Raw genomic sequence first — 21844 nt, forward strand, 5'->3', positions numbered from 1 at the left:
TTTAAGTTACAAATACGTGAGGTGAGGAAAATGAATGATCGATTAATGGAGTCTTTATTAAGAAGCGAGGTTAAAAAGCTTACGGAAGAAAAAAGGAGCCTGTATCAGTTTGTCATTGAGTTAGAAGATTCTTTGGCTGAAAGTGCTGAAACGGCTGATCATTTTCTTAGTCTTCTAGTGGCAAATTCTCCGTACGAACTCGCGGGCCGTCATTTTAAATTGCCCATAACAAAAGTGGTCCATCTGATGACTGCTATTGAAGTAGAATTAACTGGAAAAATCGAAACAAGGTGTGGAAAGATGAAATGGGTTGACTATACTGATCACTTACTGCAAACGGCTGAAGAGGGACGGAGTAAAAAGCTATTTCTGTTTATCAATTAATAAAATTGATTGTAGCGTAAAGAGCAATTAACATGATTATCTTCAATGGATGTAGCTCTAGAGGATTACTAAAAAATTGTAAATATTGGTGTCCATCCTTTTTCCAAGTCGATTTAGAAAGTAGACAGATTATGAACTCAGACGATATACAGCGCCTGTAAGAGGATTGATGAGATGGAATGAATTCTTATAAGGAAATAAATTCCGGTGAACGTGTAAACACCAATCTCAAAGGTTATTTTCTACTAAATCAGATCTAACATTATACAGGAGAGAAAGCCAAAGTTCATTTCGTCGGAGTTCATATTGAGTGCAACACTAGTAACTTGCAGTTAATCAACTCATCCAGCTTCAACTATTCACAACAGCGTAATCGGAATTTTCATTGGTTTTTTTAAAGAAATCATTTGGACTCTGTTTCTTTATGATTTTTTAAGAGTACGTAATATGAAATCGATTCAATTGACTTTTAAAAAAGGGAAGAGTAAGATACGGAAGTACTCTAATTAGAGTACTTTGTTGAAACCGAAAAACATATTTTATTGGAAAGAAGGAAGAAATACATGAAATTTATACATTTCTTAAAAACAAAAGGGGCTATTGCCGCTATTTTTATGGGGATTTTTTACGCAATCGCCATGCTCGGAATATTTATCCCCGGGTATTCAGCCATTCCGAATAATATTGATCAAATGTCGATCGCTATGGTGAATGACGATGCAGGCGAATATGGGATAATGATTGCAGAACAACTTGCAGAGAAACTACCATTTGAAGAAATTGAAACGGATTTGACAAACAAGCAAGCGTTAGCACAATTAGAAAAAAATGAATTGGCGTTAATCATCCATATTCCTGTAACGTTTTCTGAAGACATGCAAAATGGGGAAACAGCATCAAGCATTGACTTTACAACCAATGGAGCAAGTGCGACAGTTGTTTCTTCGACAATGACTTCCATCGTTAACGAAATCAATAATCAATTAAGCACACAGTTTTCCACACAAACAGCACAAGGTGTATTGATGAATTTGAATATACCCGAAGAGCAAGCAACTGAAATGGCGGAAATGATCGAAACTGCATATGCTGGAAATTTGGTCACGATCAATGAGATTCCAGCGGGCATGAATAATACTATGCTACCAATGTTCTTAACAATGGCCGGATACACGGGTGCAATGATTGGCGCTATGCAATTAGTCGGAGCATTTAGAGCCAGTCGCGGAAAAGCAAGCAAGACGCGGCTATTCTTATATGTTCAATTAACAGCATTGTTAATCGCGGTTGTATCATCCCTTGTAGCTTTGGGTATAGCATATTTAGTCAGCAGCCATGGAGCTGACATATTTGTGAGCCTGACTGCACAGCAAATTTTGAACTATATGGTATGCTTCAATTTCACGGCGATTTTAATTTTCTTGATGGGTGAAGGCGGAATGGTTCTCAACTTGCCAATACTATTGGTCCAAACACTTGCCAACGGTGCGACAATCCCTCGGGAAATGATGTACTTGCCATATGAATGGATGAGCTATATTTCGCCGATGTACTATTCTGTCCAAGCGTACTTCGCGACATTATATGGCAGCGTCAGTGCAGCGCCTAATCAGTGGATGATGGTGGCTGTGGGAGCCGGGGCTATGTTAATTAATATATTAATTGTGGCTTTCCTCCACAAGCCGCAGCCTGTATCGGAACCTGAAACAGAGTCTGTAAGTATTAAGACGGCTGAAATCACTGCATGATTTTGTTACAATGAGGGAGTCACTTGCCGAAGGAGATTGATCATGACAATCCAAATATACATTTTGAGTAAATTAATCGAAGGCAATAATTATCCATATAAATTAAAAAGACAGCTGTCGGATCCGATTCCATTTGATAAACTTGCCGGATTGACAGAAAGTAAGTTGTATTATAATTTTAATACTTTAGCAAAACAAAGACTTATCGAGGCAGTGGAAATCATCAAAGAAGATCATCGGCCTGACAAGCAAGTATTTTCTATTACTGCAAAAGGCCGTGAAGAACTGCCGAAAAAAATATACAAGTTATTCGAAAAAGCCGACAAAATCAGTGAAATGCTTGTGGGCTTAGCCAGTATCGAGTACGTTGATCGCGACAAAGTGATTGCCATTCTTGAAAGGAAGTTAGCCGATCATAAAGACCGCTGGGAGTATTTGAAAAGTTTAAATGAGCACGTAGATGTTGGAAAAGAAAAAGAAAAGCTCATGGAATTTATGGGCGATTATTTCCCCAGCAAGGCCGAGCATACAGCGAGCTGGCTTGAAGTGTTGATAGACCTAATAAAACAAAGAAAAATATAATTGGATGAATGAATCTAACGCTATTGGAAGCTTGTACTTCCGTGAAATTAAAGGGTTTATACCATATGAGTTATGTTGGTATCAGCTTTTATGATTATTGCTTACTGTATGGTTTTTATTAAACAAAAGAAGTCTTTTGGGTAAAGAAAATTACTTTATTAAATGAACCGTTACGTCCTTGCATAAGGAAATAACGGTTCATTTTTATTTTCATTCAAGTAATTGTTTGTCTGTCCTGTAGAATAGAGATACATTTTATTCAAATGAGTGTTTGCGTCCGTCAAATTTATCACTAGTTGAAATCGATCACTGATATGGTGGGCTTCAGGAGGGGCTTTCCAAATCTCAGTAGTAAGAGAGCTATCTCTTGAGACATAATTTATATTAGCAAAAAAAGAAAGCTAGATAACTGCATCTTCTATCTCTCTTGATTCTACGGGATTAATGACCCGACCATTGGCTAGGTTCACCATGATGGTACCGTAACTCTTTCTCTTTTTCATTGCGAAATCAGCGATACAAATGGCTTCAATGTCCTCTTTATTTATTACCAATATGCTTTTTTGAAAATTACAGATTGTGCTCTTTTCCACTTCATTATAAAACGATGTACAAACAATTCAACTAATTGTGGAAGTAACCTCTTTTTCATTTACTTTAAAGAGAATGAAGAGCCATCAATAATTTCAACGTCTTTCCTTGCTTTTACTTCATCCATTAATTTGAAAAGCGCCTCATCTTTTTTCTTAGCCTCAATCATGCAGTCAATTCGTGGAATACTGCCCTTTATTTCATGAAGGAATCTAAAAAACATATCGATGTCTACATAATCTGAATGATGGCGAAAAGCTTTATCACTCTTTGGACTTGATATATGCATTTTTATTGAGAGCGGAGAATGTCTCCATGTCTGAATAACTCTATTCCAGTTGGTTTTCCAATTTGTACCTAGGTGATGGGCCAGATGATGATGATAATCGAAAACAAGAGGTATATCTAGTTTTTCACATAAGTAAAGTGTATCTTCTAACGTAAAAGAAGTATCATCATTTTCAAGCATAATCATATTTTGAAACCTTTTCGGAACGTCCATCCAATTATCAACAAAACGTTCAAGTGAGAGTTCGGTTTCTTTATAATTACCACCAACATGCATGACACAGCGATGAGTCGGGTCAATCCCCATCGCCTTTAGTAATAAGTAATGTAGCTTTAAGGTACTAATTGAATTTTTTAAGATATGCTTCTCTTTAGAATTAATCAGAACAAAGTGATCTGGATGAAAATCAACTCTAATCTTATGTTTTTTTGCGAAATCTCCAATCTCACGAAGCGGTTCTATTAATGGCTTTATATAATTCCATTTAAGAAGCTCCTCGTGGTTTGCTAAAGGAATAAGGCGAGAGGTTAGCCGATAAAAATGAATATCAGACGCTACATTATGTTTTAACAGTCTTAGTGTATTATGTAAATTCGAAAGTGCAATACGTTCTAATTTACGGATGGCAGCTTCCCTATCATCAATTTTTTTGAATTGGGTAAAAGTCATTGTTTGCGAAGGGGATGCATTATCAAGTTCCATACTCATTGCGACATAACCAAGACGTACAATCGTCATTTATTCCACCTCATCTGTATTATCATTATTCAGCAAATGTTTATGTACTGAAAGCGAAGCGTCAGCTACAGAAGACTCTCACCTCCATAGGTGGGAGATGAATGCGTTTTTTTTACCTGTTAAGCGGGTATCCAAATGTCCGCTGACCAAAGAAAGAATGGCAATCTAAGTTCGCCGCGTCCTGCGGCAACGGTTGCATGACCTACATCCTGTAGGCCTCAAGCTCGATTCAAAATCTGGACTCAATAATTGAATAACTCTATTCTTCGCGGTTACCATTCCACAGATGACCCTGAAATACGTTTGACTCCTCGAATTGCAGCTATTTCATCTACAAGTTTCAGCATGGCAAGGTTTTTTTGTTTTGCTTCTATCATTATGTCAAAGTCCTTATTAAGCTCCTTTGCCATCTTTAAGAAGGGGAGGACAAAGTCTAAAGAAACAAAGTCGGCATGAGAACGATAGGCTTGATCTGATTTCGGTGAAGAAATGTGAACTTTTGGGACAATATTAAAGGTATTCCAAGTCTTAAATATGCGGTCTAAGTAAAGAGGGAGGTCACTCTCCACGTTATTCGCCATATAGTGATGATAATCGAGTACCATTGGAATGTTTTCCTTTTCACAAGTAATGAGTGTTTCCCGAACATCATACGTTTTATCATCATTTTCTAGCGTCATCTGCTTCTTAATCTCCTTTGGCAATTTTTTGAGATTTTGATGGAAACGGTTTAATGACGCAGTTTTATCCCCATAGGCTCCGCCAATATGAATATTAATTAATCCCGTATCAAGAATGTTCATAGCTTTGAGCATCCTAAAATGATATTCCATACTTCTTACTGCATTCGTTGTGACTTCTTCTCTTTGGCTTGTGAAAAGTGTAAATTGATTTGGGTGAAAGCTTACTCTAAGCTTGAAATTTTGGACTAAATTCCCGATTTCTTCCCATTCGTTTTTGAATGGAGTTAAGAAATCCCACATCACTTCCGGATGGGTTGCTAAAGGGACAAGTGAGCTTGAAAACCGGTATAATTCTATTTCATGCGCGATATTATAATACAAAATTCTTTTTGTGTGCTGTAAATTTTGTGCTGTTATCGATTTCAATTTTTCCATTCTCTCGTTTATAGGGAGCGTTGAATACCGTGTAAAAGTTAGAGTTTTTGATGGACTCGCATCCCATAAGCCTAGTGCATTACCTACATATCCGAACCGGATTTTCATCTACTTTTCCCCTTTATTCAATACTTTGAGGTTGAAATCTAATCTGACACATAATTTCTAAGAGCATTTTAAACAGTGAGGGGAAATTTATACATAAATATTATTTGCATAAATCCATTTATGTATACACAAAATGAGAATGGTTAACCCGCTTCGTTAATTGAGTAGGCTTTATATAAGCTAACGGTCCATGAGAGACAATTGGTTCAACCTTCCTTTTACTTGTTCATATAATGTATTGAGAGGAGGTTAAACTAAATGGATCGATTTATTCTTTTGATGTTGGCTAGTATTTTAGCTGGATTTGCATTATTAAAGGTTCCCTTATCAGATACTTTTTTAGCGGGTTTAGAGCCGATAACTAACTTAATAGGTATTTTGGCAATTGTGATTTTCTCCCTTGTCCTAATGTATAAAGGTTTAATGGCGCTACTGGGGAGAAAATGATAAGAAGTTTAGACTCAGAAGTTATTCTGAGTCTTTTTAAGTTACTACTCACAAATATATTGTTATCTAAAAGGTTGCAAACATACAATGGCATTGTAAAAAAATATGGTATTTCACTCTTATGGGTAACACTTATTCAACTAACGAGTACGTTACTGAAAGAGGGAATAGAAATATGAGAAATGAAGATAAGATATACTATCTAGATTGTACAGGCTAGAATAGTTTGAGTTTTTTTGATACTTTCACTTGAATCCCCTATTATAGAAGGAACAAGTCTAGTCTGAAGTGGTGGCGATTTTGACGAAGATAATACCATACAGAACTAGGCAGCAATTATAAATAGAAAAGGCGGTTAAAGTATGCACGTGTGGAAGCCCGCTTGGGATGGGAAGAAGCAAATTGGCACAATGTAGTAGATAGAGAAACGAAGTATGAGGGGGGCAATTTATTGATAAAGTATGAGTGGCGAAAAAAGGATAAAAAAATCTATTTACCAAAACAGATACCTACTATTTACAATGATACCGAAAAGTCGTATATCAAATTGCAAGGTGCAGGACATCCAGATAGCGATTCATTCCGGATAAATGTGGAAATTTTATATGCATTGTCTTATAGTATTCGAATGATGCCAAAGGGTGGCTACACACCAAAAGACTACTATGAATATACAGTATTTCCGCTTGAAGGAATTTGGGATTTAGATGAAGAGGGAAGAAAATTAGATTACCTGAATAAAAATCATTTTGTCTATCAATTAATGATCAGACAGCCTGACTTTGTGACGAGGGAACTTTTTCAAAGGGCTGTTGAAAGTGTACGAGCAAAAAAGAAACATTTACCAGTTGATACAGCAACACTCGAATCTTTTTCTGATGGATTATGTGTTCAGATGATGCACCATGGTAGCTACGATAAAGAACCAGAAACGTTTTCTAAGATGGAAAAGTATTGTGAGGAACAAGGTTTGATACGAATTGAAAAAAGCCATAGAGAAATCTATATTACAGATGCTAGAAGAACAGCTCCAGAAAAATTAAAGACTGTGCTAAGATTTAAAGTTTCTAAATAAAAAAATGTTCGTTTCGCGCTTTATTTATAACGAATCGTATTCTCGAATACCCCAAGCTGTATTTTGTATATTCCCATTCAATTAGTAATGCTATTCTATGCCAGACGAATGAATTCGAAAAAGAGTATTTGAAGTTGCAAAATACATAAGTGGTCAGTGTATATAGTTAAAGAGAATATTGGGTAGCGTTAACTCGAAAAAGTAAGTCTTTATAACAAATAACGTCATGAAAAGCCTTACACATATTATAGAGATTGAATAGAAGAAACCTAGGTATATCAGGAATTAAACGCTCTAAAAACGTCCTCGTGGGACATTATGTAACGAAAATTGATTCAATAAAAAACACCTAAAACATTGTTGATTTCAATGTTTTAGGTGTTTTTTTATGGTAAGAATTTGGTTGGAATTGATTGTTTATAAAAAGTGAAAAAAACGTCTCTTTCAAATTGAACAGCAGTGTGCTCAGTGATCAGGCTCTTTAATAAGGGGGAACGAAAAAAGCCCAATATCTTAATATTAATACTAAGGAATTGGACTTTTTAATATTGGAATTTCTTAATGTTTTAAATCCGTATTTTCCTGATGCTACACTAAATAATTGGATATCATTTTTCATCTTCGAATTCGCAACAATTATGATCGCATAAATTCATTGAAAAAAATGAGAAACTGTGGTAAATTTATATAGTTACACATCATCAAGGAATTAGTATATAAATTACCCTATTTTAATTATACATCATAAAGTCCTTTTCAGTCAATCATTTTTTGAAAAAAGAAGTGTTTGATGTGAATATGGAACTTCGCCAGGAGCAAGAACGAGTGGACAGCGTAATTCGTTGATCAGATGAACAACTTTTGTCATATGATTCGTCTTGGTATTGAGCGATAAATGGGAGGGAAAGAAATGAAACCATATGTACTAGAGTTACGGGAAATCGATAAAATGAGTCAAATGGTGGTTGGTGGCAAAGGGATGAATTTGGGTGAGTGTTCGAGGATTGAAGGAACACTTGTACCAGAAGGTTTTTGTGTTACCACTGAGGCATATAAAAGAGTCATTGGGGAAAATGAGGAGCTTCAACAATTACTAGATCAACTAGCAGTTCAAAAAGTGGACGAACGAAAAAGAATTAGTGAAATTAGCTGGAAGATTCGTGAGCTGATTGAGGGGATTGAAATCGAGAAGGGGATCGAACAAGATATCGATCGATGTCTCTTAACATTTGGCCTAGAGCATGCATATGCTGTTCGTTCAAGTGCAACAGCCGAGGATCTTCCATTTGCCTCCTTTGCTGGTCAACATGACACTTATTTAAATATCATCGGAAGAGATAAAGTATTGCGCCACATCAGTAAATGTTGGGCTTCCCTATTTACTGATCGCGCAGTAATTTACCGAATCCAAAATGGATTTGATCACAGCCAAGTTTTCCTATCCGTTATCATTCAACGCATGATTTTTCCACAGGCTTCAGGAATTTTATTTACTGCTGATCCGCTTACTTCTAATCGAAAGCTACTATCGATCGATGCTAGCTTTGGACTAGGGGAGGCCCTTGTTTCCGGCTTGGTATCGGCGGATTGCTATAAGGTGCAAGAAGATGAAATCGTCGATAAGATGATAGCAACCAAAAAACTGGCTATCTATGGGCTAAAAGAAGGCGGAACAGAGACGCAGCAGATCAATCCTGATCTGCAAAAGTCTCAAACACTTACTGACCAACAAATTTTACAACTAGCACGCAAAGGAAGACAGATTGAAGCTTATTTTGGTTGCCCACAAGATATCGAATGGTGTTTGGTTGAAGATACATTTTATATTGTCCAGAGTCGCCCAATCACTACTTTATTCCCTGTCCCTGAAGCGAATGATCAAGAAAATCACGTTTACGTTTCTGTCGGTCATCAACAAATGATGACCGACCCCATGAAACCATTAGGATTGGCTTTTTACCTGTTAACGACTCCTGCACCCATGCGTAAAGCTGGTGGAAGGCTGTTTGTTGATATCACACATAGTCTGGCTTCACCTGTTAGCAGAGAAATTTTAGTAGATACGCTGGGACAATCCGATCCGCTCATAAAAGACGCACTAATGACCATAATCGAGCGGGATTTCATTAAATTGTTACCAACTGATGACAAAGAGCTGAGTCCAAGTAGTAGTAATATAAGTATGTCTTCTGCGGGTTTTCAAACACAATTCGAAAACGATCCGACAATCGTTTCTGATTTGATAAAGAGTGGTGAAACATCGATAAACGAGTTAAAACAAACCATCCAAACGAAATCGGGATCAGATTTATTTGATTTTATACTAGAAGATCTGCAGCAATTAAAGAAGATTCTATTTGACCCACAAAGTTTGGGTGTGATTATGACTGCTATGGATGCTTCATCATGGATCAATGAAAAAATGAATATGTGGTTGGGTGAAAAAAACGTAGCAGACACGCTTTCCCAATCTGTACCAAACAATATTACTTCGGAAATGGGTCTGGCGCTATTGGATGTCGCAGATGTGATTCGTCCATATCCAGAAGTAATTCATTATTTACAGCATGTAAAAGATGATAACTTTTTGGAGGGAATCGTTACGTTTGAAGGAGGACAGGAAAGCCAAGATGCAATAATAGCTTATCTCAACAAATACGGAATGCGATGTGCTGGAGAAATCGATATGACTAAAACTCGTTGGAGTGAAAAACCAACTACACTTGTCCCTATGATTCTCAGTAACATCAAAGAACTTGAGCCTGATTCTGGCAAACGGAAATTTGAGCAAGGGCGGCAGGCAGCTTTGAAAAAAGAACAAGAGTTAGTAGATCGATTGATGCAATTACCGGATGGTAAACGAAAAGCCGAAGAGACAAAACGAGTGATTAGCCTAATCCGGAATTTCATCGGTTATCGTGAATATCCCAAATACGGCATGATTAGTCGCTACTTCGTTTATAAGCAGGCGTTACTGAAAGAAGCCGAACAACTCGTACAAGCCAACGTTATTCATAAAAAAGAAGATATATACTATCTCACATTTGAAGAACTTCGTGAAGTCGTACGAACAAAAAAACTGGATTTCGAGATTATCAGCAAACGTAAGAACGACTACAAATTTTATGGGAAACTAACGCCCCCGCGTGTACTCACGTCTGATGGTGAAATCATTGCAGGTAACTACAAACGAGAAAATCTCCCAGCCGAAGCGATTGTAGGACTACCTGTTTCTTCTGGAGTTATTGAGGGACGAGCACGTGTCATCTTAAACATGGAAGAAGCTGTTTTAAAAGAAGGAGATATATTAGTCACCTCCTTTACTGATCCCGGCTGGACACCATTATTTGTCTCCATAAAAGGTCTTGTTACCGAAGTTGGTGGACTGATGACCCATGGAGCAGTTATCGCACGTGAATACGGCTTACCAGCAGTTGTCGGAGTGGAGAATGCTACCAAGCTGATAAAAGATGGACAACGTATTCGAGTAAATGGAACAGAAGGGTATATAGAAATACTATAATTCAATACATTTAAATCTTAAAAGAAGAGCATTCGATTTAGGAGAATCATTGACATCATGGTGCTTTGCGGTCTATGTTTAGAACCCTGTGACAAGGATATATGAGCAGTCATTTTCTAACTAGGGAGATCCGAATTTTTTTATAAATAATAATGAAACCCAGCTATCTTCTCATTTGAAGGTAGCTGGGTTTTTAAAGTTGGATGTGCAAAATAACAATTTAAATAAGCGCAAATTATTGGGGAAAGTGAAAATCATGATGGTTCGGGCTAAGGTTACTTCTTGAGTTTATGAAGTGAACTTTGGTAGTTGGAAAAAGGATTGTATGCATCCGGTTCGATTGACAAGCAACTACACGGTTGCTTATACTTAATGTATGAAGGACAAAGACGCTATATTCAAAGCACTTGGCGACTCGACTCGGCGGCTGATATTAGACGAACTATCCGAACGCAACGAGCTAACGTTGTATGAACTTACGGTACGTCTCATTACGAAGCACAACCTTACCATTTCGCGACAAGGGATAGCTAAACATCTTTCTGTATTGGAAGATGCAGGGCTTGTAAAATCAAAACGAAAGGGAAAATATCGAGTACTTATGTTCAACACCGAACCACTTAAAAACTTGCTGAATGGATGGATAGAGTAATTTTGTGGGAAAACAAGAAAAAGATATTCCAAAGACGTAAGTAAGGGGATAAAAGGCGGATGAAGTCACTGAGTGTGTTTTGAATGGTATATTAAAAAGGGTATTGTAGGAACAGGATTTCGAACGAACGTGCGTTTTTTTACTTGCAACCAGATTGTTAGCACAGCACCATACATCGCAAATATCGAAGGAGGCAAAAAACAGTATGAAAATTATTGTTACTAGTATATTCGTAGAAGATCAAGACAAGGCACTAGAGTTTTATTCAGAAACGTTGGGCTTTGTAAAAAAGCATGACGTTCCTACCGGAGAATTTAGATGGATTGCACTTGTTTCTCCCGAGGAGCAAGAAGGTACTGAGATTTTGCTTGAACCAAATAATCATCCAGCAGCCAAGGAGTATCAAAAGAAACTATTTGAAGAAGGCATACCTGTAACAATGTTTGGTGTTGAAGATGTTCACAAAGAGTACGATAGGTTATTGAAACACGGCGTGAACTTTTCTATAGAGCCAACAGAAATGGGCGAAGTTACAATAGCTGTCTTCGACGATACATGTGGAAACCATATTCAGATAATCCAGCAGTAACTTTATGCGGATAACAGAATAGAGTTAAGCTAAGCAACCTATTAACGCGTGGCACCAAAGCGTTTGGTATAGGAATGAACTGAGTATCTGCGTATGTAGGGAGTTTTTATTTAAACTAGCTAGTGATTCACTGAGCGGTTAATCAGCATTGCTTCAGAATTAAGGTTATTCCATCAAAGGGCACTTTTCCGGAGTAACGAAAAAAGTCCAATTTCTCAATTATTATACTGAGAAATTGGACTTTTTTATATTTACTTATAGTGTTATGCAACTTAGAGAATAAAAAAGCTTGTTGCCTTTCAAAATCCTCTACTGTATTGGTGTCGAATCAAAGCAGTGGAGGTCGAAAGGAATACTGGCAATGCTGAAGTGAATGTGCACATAAGCATAAGGGCAATGATGAATGCTTAAATAAAATCGAGTAGTTTGATTCACTGTTTGGGTCATTTAAGGAGTACATTCATTATTAACATGATAACGTCCTTTTGGTATGGCAAAAGGAGAGCCTGAAACAGGGTCTTTTATCACCATACAATCGAGGCCGAATATGTCTTTAACTAATGTGCTTGTAATAACCTTTGATGGCTCACCCTCAACTATAAGCTTTCCTTTACGAAGTGCAAAAATATAGTCTGCATAGCGCGCGGACAAGTTTATATCATGAAGAACCATTACAATCGTAGTTCCGTGCTTTCGGTTAAGGTCTGTGAGTAGGTCAAGAATTTCGACTTGATATGTGATATCTAAAAAGGTTGTTGGTTCATCAAGAAATAAAATATCTGTTTGTTGAGCCAGAGCCATTGCGATCCAGACGCGCTGTCTTTGACCGCCAGAAAGCTCGTCAATATCATTATTTGCAAGCTCAGTTATATCCATAATACTCATAGCTTCGGCGACTGCATCATAATCCTTTTTTGTCCAACCGCTGAGCAATGATTGGTGCGGAAATCTTCCGCGTCCAACCAAATCAGCGACAGAAATTCCTTCTGGAACAATGGGGGATTGCGGTAGAAGTCCTAAAACACGAGCTAATTGTTTTGATGGGATTTTGCTGATGGGTCTTCCGTCAAGGGTGATTTTTCCAGACGTAGGCTTTATAAGCCTTGATAGTGTTTTAAGAAGCGTAGACTTTCCGCAGGCATTTGCTCCAATAATAACGCTTATTTTATTACTTGGGATAATAAGGCTGACTCCATGGATAATCGTTTTATTATCATAGCCCGCTACTATCTCTTCGGCTTGAAAAACATGTGTCGGTTTCATTATAATTCTCCCCTTCGATTCATTCGGATTAGCAGGAAGATCAGATACGGCGCTCCGAGTATTCCAGTAATGACGCCCACGGGGTATCTGGCCACAAAAGCAAATTGTCCGATTAGATCTGCCGCCAAAACTAAATTAACGCCAACAAGACCTGCGGGAATTGCGCTTGAGAAGCCAACTCCGACTAGTCTTTTTGCAATCGGTCCGGAGAGGAAGGAGACAAATGCTATTGGGCCGGTGGTAGCAGTAGCAAGAGAAATCATGCAGACGGAACTAAAAATAAGCACAATTCTTGTCTTGTCCGTGTTCACTCCGAGAGAAGTGGCCGACTGTTCTCCAAGTTCCAATATACTTAGGTGTTTTCCTAGCACTATAATAATAGGCGTAAAGATGAAAACTGATAGTATCAAAGGCGGAAGTTCGTGCATTTGTGAGCCATTGAGGCTACCGCTGAGCCATCTGAACGCTGCGGGGAGATCTTGTTCTGCACCGATCAGCAAAAGATAGGATATCAAAGCGCCAAGCATGGCTTGTATGCCTATTCCGATAAGAATTAATCTCCCGATTGAAAATGACTTTCCCCTAGATAATATGTAAATTAGTATTACAGTAGCAAGGCCAGCAATCACGGAAGCAATGGAAACAACAGCTCCGCTAGTATGAAGTATGACTATACAAAAAACAGCCGCTGCGCTCGAGCCGCTAGTAATACCGATTACATTCGGGTTAGCTAGGGGATTGCGCAACATAGTCTGAAAGGTGTTTCCGGCAATGCCGAAAGCGAATCCAGCGAAAAGACCTGCCAGCATTCTTGGTAGACGTATGGTATTAATGGCAAAAGAAGCACCTTGGAGTTCTTCTCCAGAAAGTACTCGGATTACATCTATTACGGGATAGATGGTGTTCCCCAGTAAAAGCATCGCACAGCAAAGAATGAATGCAAGTGCTGCCAGGGAGCCGGTAACAAGTATCCATCGACGGTGTCTTTGACGTCTGCCCGCCATAATAAACTTAACAGATTCATTTTTCATAATGACCGCACTTTCGATTTCATAGCTAATAGTATTAGTATCGGTGCTCCTATAAATGCTGTAACTACACCGACTTCAAGCTCTCCAGGGCTACCGATGAGCCTGCCGCTTACATCTGATACAGTCAAAATGATGGCTCCTGAAATAGCAGACATCGGTATAACAAAACGCAGGTCAGGGCCAAGAATAAGGCGCATGACGTGGGTTGATAAAAGCCCAACAAAGCCAATTGGACCTGCCAGGGCAGTAGCTGAGCCGCACAAAAGAACGGCCCCAAGAGCTGCAACAAGCCTCAGTATTCCTGTTTTAACGCCGAGTCCGGTTGCAACATCGTCTCCCAGGGCAAGTGCATTTAGTGCTGGTGCAGAAATAATAGCTATCAGTATTCCAATTATCAAAAAAGGGGTAAAAGTCGTAATAGCGCTCCAGTTTGCTGAGCCAACACTTCCTACCTGCCAAAACCTGAATTGATCCATGACATGAGAACGTGGGATCATTATTGCGATGACTAGGGAAGAAAGGGCGGCACTTGTAGCGGCTCCCGCCAAAACAAGCTTAATGGGCGTAGCTCCACTACGCCCCATAGAGCCAATACCAAATACGAAAATCGCAGTAAGCGCAGCACCAGCTAAAGCTAGCCATATATATTGATTGGCGCTGCTTATGTTAAAGAATGCAATTCCGCAAACGACAAACAATGATGCACCTGTATTAACTCCCAGTATACTCGGGTCTGCAATCGGGTTGCGAGTGACCGCTTGCATAAGCGCTCCTGAAACTCCGAGTGCTGCACCGCAAAGTAAACTGAAAACTGTTCGTGAAATCCTTTTGCGAACCACATTTGCTTCGTAGGAGTTTACGTCAGGGTGAAATAAACCGTCCATCACTTCATTTAATCCCACCATACGAGAACCTAAAGCCAGGGATGCAAACATGCACAAGCCGAGCAGGACAAAACAGATCACCAGAACTGTTATAAAATTCTTCGGAATATGTAAGCTTGACTTTTTTATTTTGGAAACCGATATACTATTCATTTAATTTCTTAATGGCTCCTCCTATTAATTCAAGGTATTCATCAATCGTATAAGATATCGCAAGTGGATTTGGATTTCCAGAAGCGGCCATAGGAGTATCGTTACCAATGAACACAACAGAACCTCTTTGAATCGCTGGAATTTTGCCTAACAGGGGATCAGCTTTAACTGCTTCATAAAGGCTTTCATCACCATATCCAATTATGATATCAACGTCGTTAAGAATGTCAGCATTCTCAGCGCTTAATGACAATGAGTAGCTAGTAGGATCAGTAATCTGATTCGTGATACTTTCAGGATATTCCATACCTAGCTCAATTAGAAAAGCACCTCGAGGATCTTTAGGTGTATAAAGATGGAGTTTAGACATATCTTTAGCCGAGAAGTTGACCCAGGCAACTTTTTTGCCTTCCATCTCAGGATATTTACTTGATTCCTCCTCAATTAGTTTCTCAGTGTCCTTAATAAGTTGTTCGCCTTCTGCTTTCATTCCCATACCTGTTGAATTTAATATAACTTGGTCACGCCATTCGGTTGCCCAAGGAGCGTCCTGATAGGCTACGACTGGAGCGATTTTACTAAGAACATCATAGTCTTCCTGTGTTATACCCGAGTAAGCTGCAAGAATTACATCAGGATTTGCATCTGAAATAGCCTCAAAATCAAGACCATCGGTATCCTGGAAGATATTAGGTTCATCTGCGCCGAGTTCCTCGAGTTTTTTAGCTGTCCAAGGCAAAAGTCCGCTGTCATCCTGAACCCCGTAATTAGCGGCTGAGAAGCCTACAGGTATAACTCCAAGAGCGAGAACAACATCATGATTAGCCCATTGAACTGTAACAACTCGTTCAGGCTTGCTAGCAATTTCAGTTTCGCCAAATGCATGCTTTATTACGATCGGAAATTCAGTATTTTCATCTTGAGAAGCAGGTTTTTCTGTTTTAGATGTTTCGGTACTTTCCGATGATGAATCAGGTGTTGAACTTGATTTCTCACCTGAACAACCAACTAGTAGTATCATAGCCATTGCCGAAATTAGTAATGCTTTTAATGAGATTTTTAGCTTCGTATTCATTTTCATAACCTTCCTTATCGTAAAATGTATTTTTAGTGGTTGGTGACTAACTTTACGGAATAAACTCACATTATTTATTTTGTAAAGTTTTTTGAAAGATGTTTTAACTTTACCTTCCGAAGATGATCAAAGAATCAGTAAGGGGATAAAATTTTTCTTTAATTGTCTCCTTTTTATAATTGATAATGATAATCATTCTCTATTAATGTATATTTACTTTGATAGGTTGTCAATGAAAATTTATTAGAGCTACTTGCGATGTACGGTTGGGAGGGAATAGGTATCCAAATCTTCTTTGATTTCCACGATTCATTGGTACTCAATAGTGTAATCTAGCCGCTTTAATATCTCTTCTGGAATTGGGAAATGAATTTTCGTCACTTTACTCTTACAAAATCAAAAAACTCTCAGTGATAATAATGCATAACAAAAAAACTCAGAATTTTTTTAAAAAAAGGATGAACCTGGAGTTCTTTGCGCTATTTGGAATCAAGAAAACAGACGGCGGAAACTAAAAACATTCACCTATCTGTTTCTGATGCCTTGATTAATGCAGAAATGTTTAAAAATCAGTATAAGTTGATATAACTAATTTGGATTAAACACTCCAAACATTGATGTATAAGTAAGACTTGGAAGCTATGTATTTAGATATAATTACTTAGATCAGGCTATCGTGCATATTTCATGTGACGATGCATATAATAAAGTTGACCATTGGCCATGACTAAGATTTTTTCAAAGGAAAGGTTAATGGGCATCGGGGTGTCTTTTGTGGAATCCTGAGGTTAAAAATCTGGTGATGATTAGGCACCGTGAAAACTTGATACACTTACCGGACTTCGGGTACCGGAGGTTGGCAAGCAACATTATAACCTAATCATTATATTCGAGAGGAAGGGAGGGAGTAGTCATACTTACCTCTCTTCTTTTTGATTGGAAATAGGTGACTCATTATGATGAATAATGACAGGACAATAGCTTTCGAATGAAAAGGCGATTTGTAGTAGAAAAAAATTACTGTTTAACTCTTGTTAGAACAAATTATCAATTATAAACACCTAAATTATTATATGAATTTGGGACCATCAAAAGGGAAAGCCTGTACATTGTATATTGAATTATTCACGGATATTTCAATATTGGCTACGCATGCCGTTTTACAACGATTGGCGGAGGAATACTGTTTCTGCACCTTGACTTCTGACGGCTTAAAATCCTTTTTCTTTTGTTAAATAACGAGCAAACAATATACCCATTATACAGCCATACATAATGTGCCCTACAATCCAGTATGAAAATGAGGGAATACTAGTAAATGCAGGCGTTCTGTCGGAAAATGTGGTCGTAGGGAATATTGCTACACCAATGATGAAAGAGACGAAGGTACATAAAACAATGATTTTCCTACTAGATGAAATCTTTCCATTAATAATCATCAAATACAAACAAATCGATAAAGCTATCGAGACAATTAGATGAAAACCTACTTCAACAAGTTCTGGAAAGACAAACGTTTTGATGTAAGGAATATAATCGACGTTTAATAATAGCGTGTAAACTTTAAAACGAGTAATGTGCTCAATAATTTTTAATAATGCAGCTAAGAATAAACCTGAAATCAGTCCATATAAAAAAGCTCTTTGCAGGCCCCGTCTTGTTAAAAGCATATTTTCACTCCTTGCACTTATTTATTTCCATTTCAGTAAATGATGTTTAGTTCACTTCTTAGCGAGGTAAACTCCAATAGGGCTAAAAAAGGGAGTAGATAATGATGGATGAAAAAAAACAAGCACTGAAAATATTGAAAGAAAGCTTCGTGGGTACGATGGCTACAGTTCAACAAAACAAGCCACACACTCGTTATATGACTTTTTTCAGTGATGAATTTACGCTTTACACCGCAACATCAAAACAAACGCAGAAAGTGGATGAACTTGAAGTGAATCCACATACCCATATCTTAATTGGTTATGAAGGAGAAGGTGTGGGTGACGAATATCTTGAAATAGAAGGAACTGTCAGTATTTCCGACGATGAAAGTGTAAAAGAAAAAGTATGGAATGAGCATCTGAAACCATGGTTCAGTGGTCCTGAGGATTCCGATCTTGTTATCTTGAAAATTTCACCAGATTCAATTCGGCTGATGAATAAAAAAGGTGACGAACCAAAAGAGATTACACTATGAACAAAGAGGTACCAGCATTAGGAGCTGGTACCTTTTTTTGGTTTATTGGCGTAAGGCTTCTTCAAGTGAACTGGTGACGTGGATTGCCTGAAGTGTTTTGTTTGTTGCGTAGTCGAGTGCACCCATGCCACCTAGGTAAAAATCAATATGTTTATTATTAGCTGCAAACTGATCTAAACTCTCCAGTAAATCCGGATCATTTATAAAAGGGGCTGTTGTTGTTGCTGATAGCAGTACTTTTGCAGGCTTCAATTTTTCTACCAGAGACTCTATAGCGCCAGGAGCAGGAGAAGTACCAACCAATACTGTTTTCCAGCCTTTCATCATAAATTGCAATAATAGTATGTGCAAAGGGATTTCATGACGTTCATAAGGCAGGCATGCTCCTAAGACTAAAGGTGCATCGTCACTGCTTTGATAGTTACGACGAATTTGCACTAGGAAGTCTCGTACGACCAAGCTTGAGACAGATTCCTGATACTCGCTCCATTCCTTCATGTGCCATTTATTACCGACCTCATTTAAAAATGGAACAATCACAGATGTTAAAAAATCGTTTAATCCGAAAGAATGATAAGCCTGCTGCAACACTAGATATAATTCCAATTCATCACAATAGGATCCTTTTTCTAGAAGTTGAAAGACATAATCATTTAGCAATTTTTGATGTTGAATCGCATGGATTGGATCTGGAACAGTATCTAACAACTTACGTCTATCCTTTGTAAGTTCGACAGCACGCTTAATGGAATGTCCTTGCCCAGAAAGAGTCTTCACATTTAATAGGGAGTTGATATCTGCCTCACTATATATACGATAGCCATTTTCTAATCGATTGGGTTGTACAAGATTATAACGTTCTTCCCACTTGCGGATTACTTGTTTCGATAATCCTGTCATGTCTGAAACTTGTTGTATAAAATATAAACCATTAGAATCTGCTGGAGTGATTATGTTCATTACATCCTTTCGACAAACTAGAAGTCTTAGTGTAAGTATAGGGAATTTGGATGTTTTGTACAATGTTGTAGTTTTAACGTTATACAATGGGGAAATTCGATCCCAACACAGCCTATCATTTGGCTAGGTCTGTTGGGATAGGTGTTGGCTTTCCAAACAAATAGCCTTGGAATAATTCGTATCCGACCTCTTTCAACCATTCAAAGTCTTCTCGCTCTTCAATCCCTTCAGCAAGCGGAATTGCACCAACTTGTAAGGCACTCGATAAAAACTTTTTAGCAGCTGCCTGTTTTGTTAAATCACCAGATACCCCCTGTACAAATTTCATGTCTAACTTCATATAATTGGGCATTAATTGTTCAAGGACTTCAATTGTGCTAAAGCCTACACCCACATCATCCAGCGCGTAGTGTAAACCCCTTTCTCTGTAAAAAGTTAATATTTTTTTCAAATGCTCAATATCATCCACACTTTCTGTCTCAACTACTTCAAAGACTAATTGAGAAAAAGGGATCCCCAACTGAATTGCAAGTTGAACGGTAGTTCTGAGACAATGTTCGGGAGAGTAGATTGAAGTCGGGATAAAGTTAATGAACACTTTCTTATGAATAGCGGCGGCGTTCCTAACGGCAGCAATTCTGCAAACGCGATCTAGCGCATAAGTACGGTTTCTTTTTTTTGCTGCTGTAAATACTTTACTTGGAGCCACAGAATTTCCGTTATCATCTTGGAAACGGGCCAGCATTTCATAAGCAAAGACTTCTTGGCTTTTCGTAACGATTGGCTGTATGTGAAATGTGACGTTGTTTTTAAGTATGACCTGGTCAATCCATTTAAATTCTAGCAATTCAATTATTTCATTAATCGGTTTCCAGTCACTGTCGTCCACTTTAAATTAAATTGACTTTACTTCCATTACATCACTGAAATAATCGTATAGCCCCGCAACCGCAGCCTCTCTTACAACAATGATATTATCACGGGAGTTGACCAATAAGTCGTTACTTTTAAGGTAAGACATAAGTTGGGGAAGGTGAGTTAAATTACTTTCTCCAGAAATACGGATTTTGTAAAACAGCTCCGTTGGATTGCATGAAGTACAAATGTGCATATAGTCTCCTCCTAATCTTTGGCTAGAATCCTCTCCATCTAGTATATAACAACCCTTATCATTTGTATAACGTTTTATTGTTTAGAGTGTACAAAGGTTTGACAAACTTTTATTACTCTGTTTTAATTGAGTTCAGAAATAGAAAAGAATTGAGAAGTTAGGAAAGGGGTAACAGTTTTGAATCGATTAAATTAATGGATAGATAGCTGCTAAATAATCTCGAAAATGTAAACTACTTAAACCAAAATTACATAAGGATGTGAAGAAATGTTTTTAGCTTTAAATGAAATTAAGAAAAACAAATTACGCTTTACGTTGATCATTGGTGTTCTAATGCTCGTATCATACTTAGTGTTCTTTCTATCGGGACTTGCTACAGGCTTAGAAAATCTGAATCGTGAATCAGTTGATAAATGGAAAGCAACAGAAATCATTTTGACAGAGGAATCGGATAAGAGCATGTACCAATCTTCATTAACAATTCAAGATGCAAATGAAATCGATGCTGAAGAAATTGCCGTAATCGGTCAAATAAATGCAGTTGCCGGCAATGGTGATAATAAGACGAACGTATCTATTTTTGGGATAAACAAAGATGAATTCATTATGCCGAATGTGACGGAAGGCAAAGAATTTGCAGAAGGCAATGAAGTTATCGCCAGTGATGCATTAAAAGAAGATGGATTTAAAGTAGACGATGAACTGCAATTATCATCATCTGACGAAATATTAACTATTGTAGGTTTCACAGACAATGCAAGATTTAATGCGGCTCCAGTGCTATATGGAGATTTGTCTACTTTCCAATCAGTGAAATTCGGTGAAGCAGCCGAAGCAAATAAGGAAAGTATAAGTGGAATTGTTGTTCGCGGGGATGAACCAATTGCTGACATGAAAAATGATTCATTGGAATCCATTGAAATTGAAACATTTATACGGAGTTTACCAGGGTACACGGAACAGAGTTTAACATTAAACTTCATGATTTATTTCTTGTTTGGTATTTCAGCGGTCATTGTTGCAATTTTCCTTTACGTATTGACCGTCCAAAAAATCAGTATGTTTGGCGTCATGAAAGCTCAAGGTATTTCTAATAACTATCTGTCACGTTCAGTCATTGCACAAACATTTATATTAGCTGCGATTGGTGTGGCAGTAGGTTTCGGATTGACGTTAATCACCGGTTCATTTCTACCAAGTGCGGTACCAGTAGCATTCGATCTTGTAACAATGGTCATCTACGGACTCGTACTAATAGGAGTTGCGATATTGGGTGCGGTGTTCTCAGTTCTTACAATTGTTCGAATCGATCCATTGAAAGCAATAGGAGGGTAA

At 38.0% G+C, this 21844-nt stretch carries 20 protein-coding genes; 10 read left to right on the forward strand and 10 right to left on the reverse strand.

From position 1 onward, the window contains the following. Positions 1–30 precede the first annotated feature (30 nt). The 3 genes from MKX62_RS16370 to MKX62_RS16380 all read left to right on the forward strand — a co-directional run bounded on the left by MKX62_RS16370 (position 31) and on the right by MKX62_RS16380 (position 2714). Positions 31–384 (forward strand): hypothetical protein, encoded by a 354-nt coding sequence (locus MKX62_RS16370; RefSeq protein WP_340741877.1) that lies wholly within the window; start codon positions 31–33, stop codon positions 382–384. Between the two features lie 563 nt (positions 385–947). Further along, entirely contained in the window at positions 948–2132 is a 1185-nt protein-coding gene (locus MKX62_RS16375) for a YhgE/Pip domain-containing protein (RefSeq protein ID WP_340741878.1), read from the forward strand. A 42-nt stretch (positions 2133–2174) separates the two neighbouring features. Next, complete coding sequence (locus MKX62_RS16380) at positions 2175–2714, forward strand: PadR family transcriptional regulator (protein WP_187047418.1); 540 nt, start codon at positions 2175–2177, stop codon at positions 2712–2714. Between the two features lie 652 nt (positions 2715–3366). On the opposite strand, the gene uvsE (MKX62_RS16385) is transcribed toward MKX62_RS16380, so the two are convergent. Together uvsE (MKX62_RS16385) and uvsE (MKX62_RS16390) are read right to left on the reverse strand one after the other, a co-directional pair. Beyond that, on the reverse strand, positions 3367–4332 hold the full coding sequence (uvsE, locus tag MKX62_RS16385) for a UV DNA damage repair endonuclease UvsE (protein WP_340741879.1): 966 nt from the start codon (positions 4330–4332) through the stop codon (positions 3367–3369). Between the two features lie 272 nt (positions 4333–4604). After that, positions 4605–5558, reverse strand: a complete 954-nt coding sequence (gene uvsE / locus MKX62_RS16390; RefSeq protein ID WP_338652832.1) for a UV DNA damage repair endonuclease UvsE — start codon at positions 5556–5558, stop codon at positions 4605–4607. 258 nt (positions 5559–5816) lie between these two features. On the opposite strand from uvsE (MKX62_RS16390), the gene MKX62_RS16395 reads away from it, so the two are divergent. The 5 genes from MKX62_RS16395 (at position 5817) to MKX62_RS16415 (ending at position 11844) form a co-directional block, all read left to right on the forward strand. Then, positions 5817–6005 carry a hypothetical protein gene (locus tag MKX62_RS16395; RefSeq protein WP_067207961.1) on the forward strand — a complete coding sequence of 63 codons (189 nt, stop codon included), beginning with the start codon at positions 5817–5819 and terminating at the stop codon, positions 6003–6005. Between the two features lie 451 nt (positions 6006–6456). Beyond that, the gene (locus MKX62_RS16400; protein ID WP_340741880.1) at positions 6457–7080 is read left to right on the forward strand and encodes a GyrI-like domain-containing protein; all 624 of its coding nucleotides are present in this window, start codon (positions 6457–6459) and stop codon (positions 7078–7080) included. 910 nt (positions 7081–7990) lie between these two features. Further along, on the forward strand, positions 7991–10603 hold the full coding sequence (gene ppsA, locus MKX62_RS16405) for a phosphoenolpyruvate synthase (RefSeq protein ID WP_340741881.1): 2613 nt from the start codon (positions 7991–7993) through the stop codon (positions 10601–10603). 376 nt (positions 10604–10979) lie between these two features. Next, the gene (locus tag MKX62_RS16410; protein ID WP_338652828.1) at positions 10980–11255 is read left to right on the forward strand and encodes an ArsR/SmtB family transcription factor; all 276 of its coding nucleotides are present in this window, start codon (positions 10980–10982) and stop codon (positions 11253–11255) included. A 205-nt stretch (positions 11256–11460) separates the two neighbouring features. Then, complete coding sequence (locus MKX62_RS16415) at positions 11461–11844, forward strand: VOC family protein (RefSeq protein ID WP_338652826.1); 384 nt, start codon at positions 11461–11463, stop codon at positions 11842–11844. 447 nt (positions 11845–12291) lie between these two features. Here the strand turns inward: MKX62_RS16415 and MKX62_RS16420 are convergent, their stop codons facing one another. The 5 genes from MKX62_RS16420 to MKX62_RS16440 form a co-directional block, all read right to left on the reverse strand. Next, positions 12292–13107 carry an ABC transporter ATP-binding protein gene (locus MKX62_RS16420; RefSeq protein WP_067207972.1) on the reverse strand — a complete coding sequence of 272 codons (816 nt, stop codon included), beginning with the start codon at positions 13105–13107 and terminating at the stop codon, positions 12292–12294. Beyond that, positions 13107–14138 carry a FecCD family ABC transporter permease gene (locus MKX62_RS16425; RefSeq protein WP_067207974.1) on the reverse strand — a complete coding sequence of 344 codons (1032 nt, stop codon included), beginning with the start codon at positions 14136–14138 and terminating at the stop codon, positions 13107–13109. Before MKX62_RS16425 ends, MKX62_RS16420 begins: the two co-directional genes overlap by 1 nt. Continuing rightward, complete coding sequence (locus tag MKX62_RS16430; RefSeq protein ID WP_338652824.1) at positions 14135–15175, reverse strand: FecCD family ABC transporter permease; 1041 nt, start codon at positions 15173–15175, stop codon at positions 14135–14137. The genes MKX62_RS16425 and MKX62_RS16430 overlap by 4 nt, the downstream gene beginning before the upstream one ends. Continuing rightward, positions 15168–16250, reverse strand: coding sequence for an iron-siderophore ABC transporter substrate-binding protein (locus MKX62_RS16435; protein WP_067213905.1), 1083 nt, complete (start codon positions 16248–16250; stop codon positions 15168–15170). Before MKX62_RS16435 ends, MKX62_RS16430 begins: the two co-directional genes overlap by 8 nt. Positions 16251–17461: 1211 nt before the next feature. Then, the gene (locus MKX62_RS16440) at positions 17462–17920 is read right to left on the reverse strand and encodes a hypothetical protein (protein WP_187047426.1); all 459 of its coding nucleotides are present in this window, start codon (positions 17918–17920) and stop codon (positions 17462–17464) included. 104 nt (positions 17921–18024) lie between these two features. Here MKX62_RS16440 and MKX62_RS16445 point away from each other — a divergent pair, with 104 nt between their 5' ends. Next, the gene (locus MKX62_RS16445; RefSeq protein WP_187047846.1) at positions 18025–18438 is read left to right on the forward strand and encodes a pyridoxamine 5'-phosphate oxidase family protein; all 414 of its coding nucleotides are present in this window, start codon (positions 18025–18027) and stop codon (positions 18436–18438) included. Positions 18439–18480: 42 nt separating this feature from the next. On the opposite strand, the gene MKX62_RS16450 is transcribed toward MKX62_RS16445, so the two are convergent. The 3 genes from MKX62_RS16450 to MKX62_RS16460 form a co-directional block, all read right to left on the reverse strand. Continuing rightward, entirely contained in the window at positions 18481–19398 is a 918-nt protein-coding gene (locus MKX62_RS16450) for a MerR family transcriptional regulator (protein ID WP_187047427.1), read from the reverse strand. Between the two features lie 115 nt (positions 19399–19513). Continuing rightward, a complete protein-coding gene (locus tag MKX62_RS16455; protein ID WP_340741882.1) occupies positions 19514–20245 on the reverse strand; it encodes an EAL domain-containing protein in 732 nt (243 codons plus the stop codon). Positions 20246–20293: 48 nt separating this feature from the next. Next, a complete protein-coding gene (locus MKX62_RS16460) occupies positions 20294–20509 on the reverse strand; it encodes a hypothetical protein (protein ID WP_340741883.1) in 216 nt (71 codons plus the stop codon). Between the two features lie 267 nt (positions 20510–20776). Between MKX62_RS16460 and MKX62_RS16465 the strand changes: the two genes are divergently transcribed. Then, a complete protein-coding gene (locus tag MKX62_RS16465) occupies positions 20777–21844 on the forward strand; it encodes an ABC transporter permease (RefSeq protein WP_340741884.1) in 1068 nt (355 codons plus the stop codon).

The sequence above is a fragment of the Sporosarcina sp. FSL K6-5500 genome, assembly GCF_038005665.1.
Taxonomy (GTDB): Bacteria; Bacillota; Bacilli; order Bacillales_A; family Planococcaceae; genus Sporosarcina; species Sporosarcina psychrophila.

Coding starts and splice junctions, on each gene's coding strand:
- MKX62_RS16440 (WP_187047426.1), bottom strand. CDS start 17,920: ATGCTTTTAACAAGACGGGGCCTGCAAAGAGCTTTTTTATATGGACTG.
- MKX62_RS16380 (WP_187047418.1), top strand. CDS start 2,175: ATGACAATCCAAATATACATTTTGAGTAAATTAATCGAAGGCAATAAT.
- MKX62_RS16430 (WP_338652824.1), bottom strand. CDS start 15,175: ATGAATAGTATATCGGTTTCCAAAATAAAAAAGTCAAGCTTACATATT.
- MKX62_RS16465 (WP_340741884.1), top strand. CDS start 20,777: ATGTTTTTAGCTTTAAATGAAATTAAGAAAAACAAATTACGCTTTACG.
- MKX62_RS16375 (WP_340741878.1), top strand. CDS start 948: ATGAAATTTATACATTTCTTAAAAACAAAAGGGGCTATTGCCGCTATT.
- MKX62_RS16370 (WP_340741877.1), top strand. CDS start 31: ATGAATGATCGATTAATGGAGTCTTTATTAAGAAGCGAGGTTAAAAAG.
- MKX62_RS16395 (WP_067207961.1), top strand. CDS start 5,817: ATGGATCGATTTATTCTTTTGATGTTGGCTAGTATTTTAGCTGGATTT.
- uvsE (WP_340741879.1), bottom strand. CDS start 4,332: ATGACGATTGTACGTCTTGGTTATGTCGCAATGAGTATGGAACTTGAT.
- ppsA (WP_340741881.1), top strand. CDS start 7,991: ATGAAACCATATGTACTAGAGTTACGGGAAATCGATAAAATGAGTCAA.
- MKX62_RS16460 (WP_340741883.1), bottom strand. CDS start 20,509: ATGCACATTTGTACTTCATGCAATCCAACGGAGCTGTTTTACAAAATC.
- MKX62_RS16435 (WP_067213905.1), bottom strand. CDS start 16,250: ATGAATACGAAGCTAAAAATCTCATTAAAAGCATTACTAATTTCGGCA.
- MKX62_RS16420 (WP_067207972.1), bottom strand. CDS start 13,107: ATGAAACCGACACATGTTTTTCAAGCCGAAGAGATAGTAGCGGGCTAT.
- uvsE (WP_338652832.1), bottom strand. CDS start 5,558: ATGAAAATCCGGTTCGGATATGTAGGTAATGCACTAGGCTTATGGGAT.
- MKX62_RS16450 (WP_187047427.1), bottom strand. CDS start 19,398: ATGAACATAATCACTCCAGCAGATTCTAATGGTTTATATTTTATACAA.
- MKX62_RS16415 (WP_338652826.1), top strand. CDS start 11,461: ATGAAAATTATTGTTACTAGTATATTCGTAGAAGATCAAGACAAGGCA.
- MKX62_RS16445 (WP_187047846.1), top strand. CDS start 18,025: ATGGATGAAAAAAAACAAGCACTGAAAATATTGAAAGAAAGCTTCGTG.
- MKX62_RS16425 (WP_067207974.1), bottom strand. CDS start 14,138: ATGAAAAATGAATCTGTTAAGTTTATTATGGCGGGCAGACGTCAAAGA.
- MKX62_RS16410 (WP_338652828.1), top strand. CDS start 10,980: ATGAAGGACAAAGACGCTATATTCAAAGCACTTGGCGACTCGACTCGG.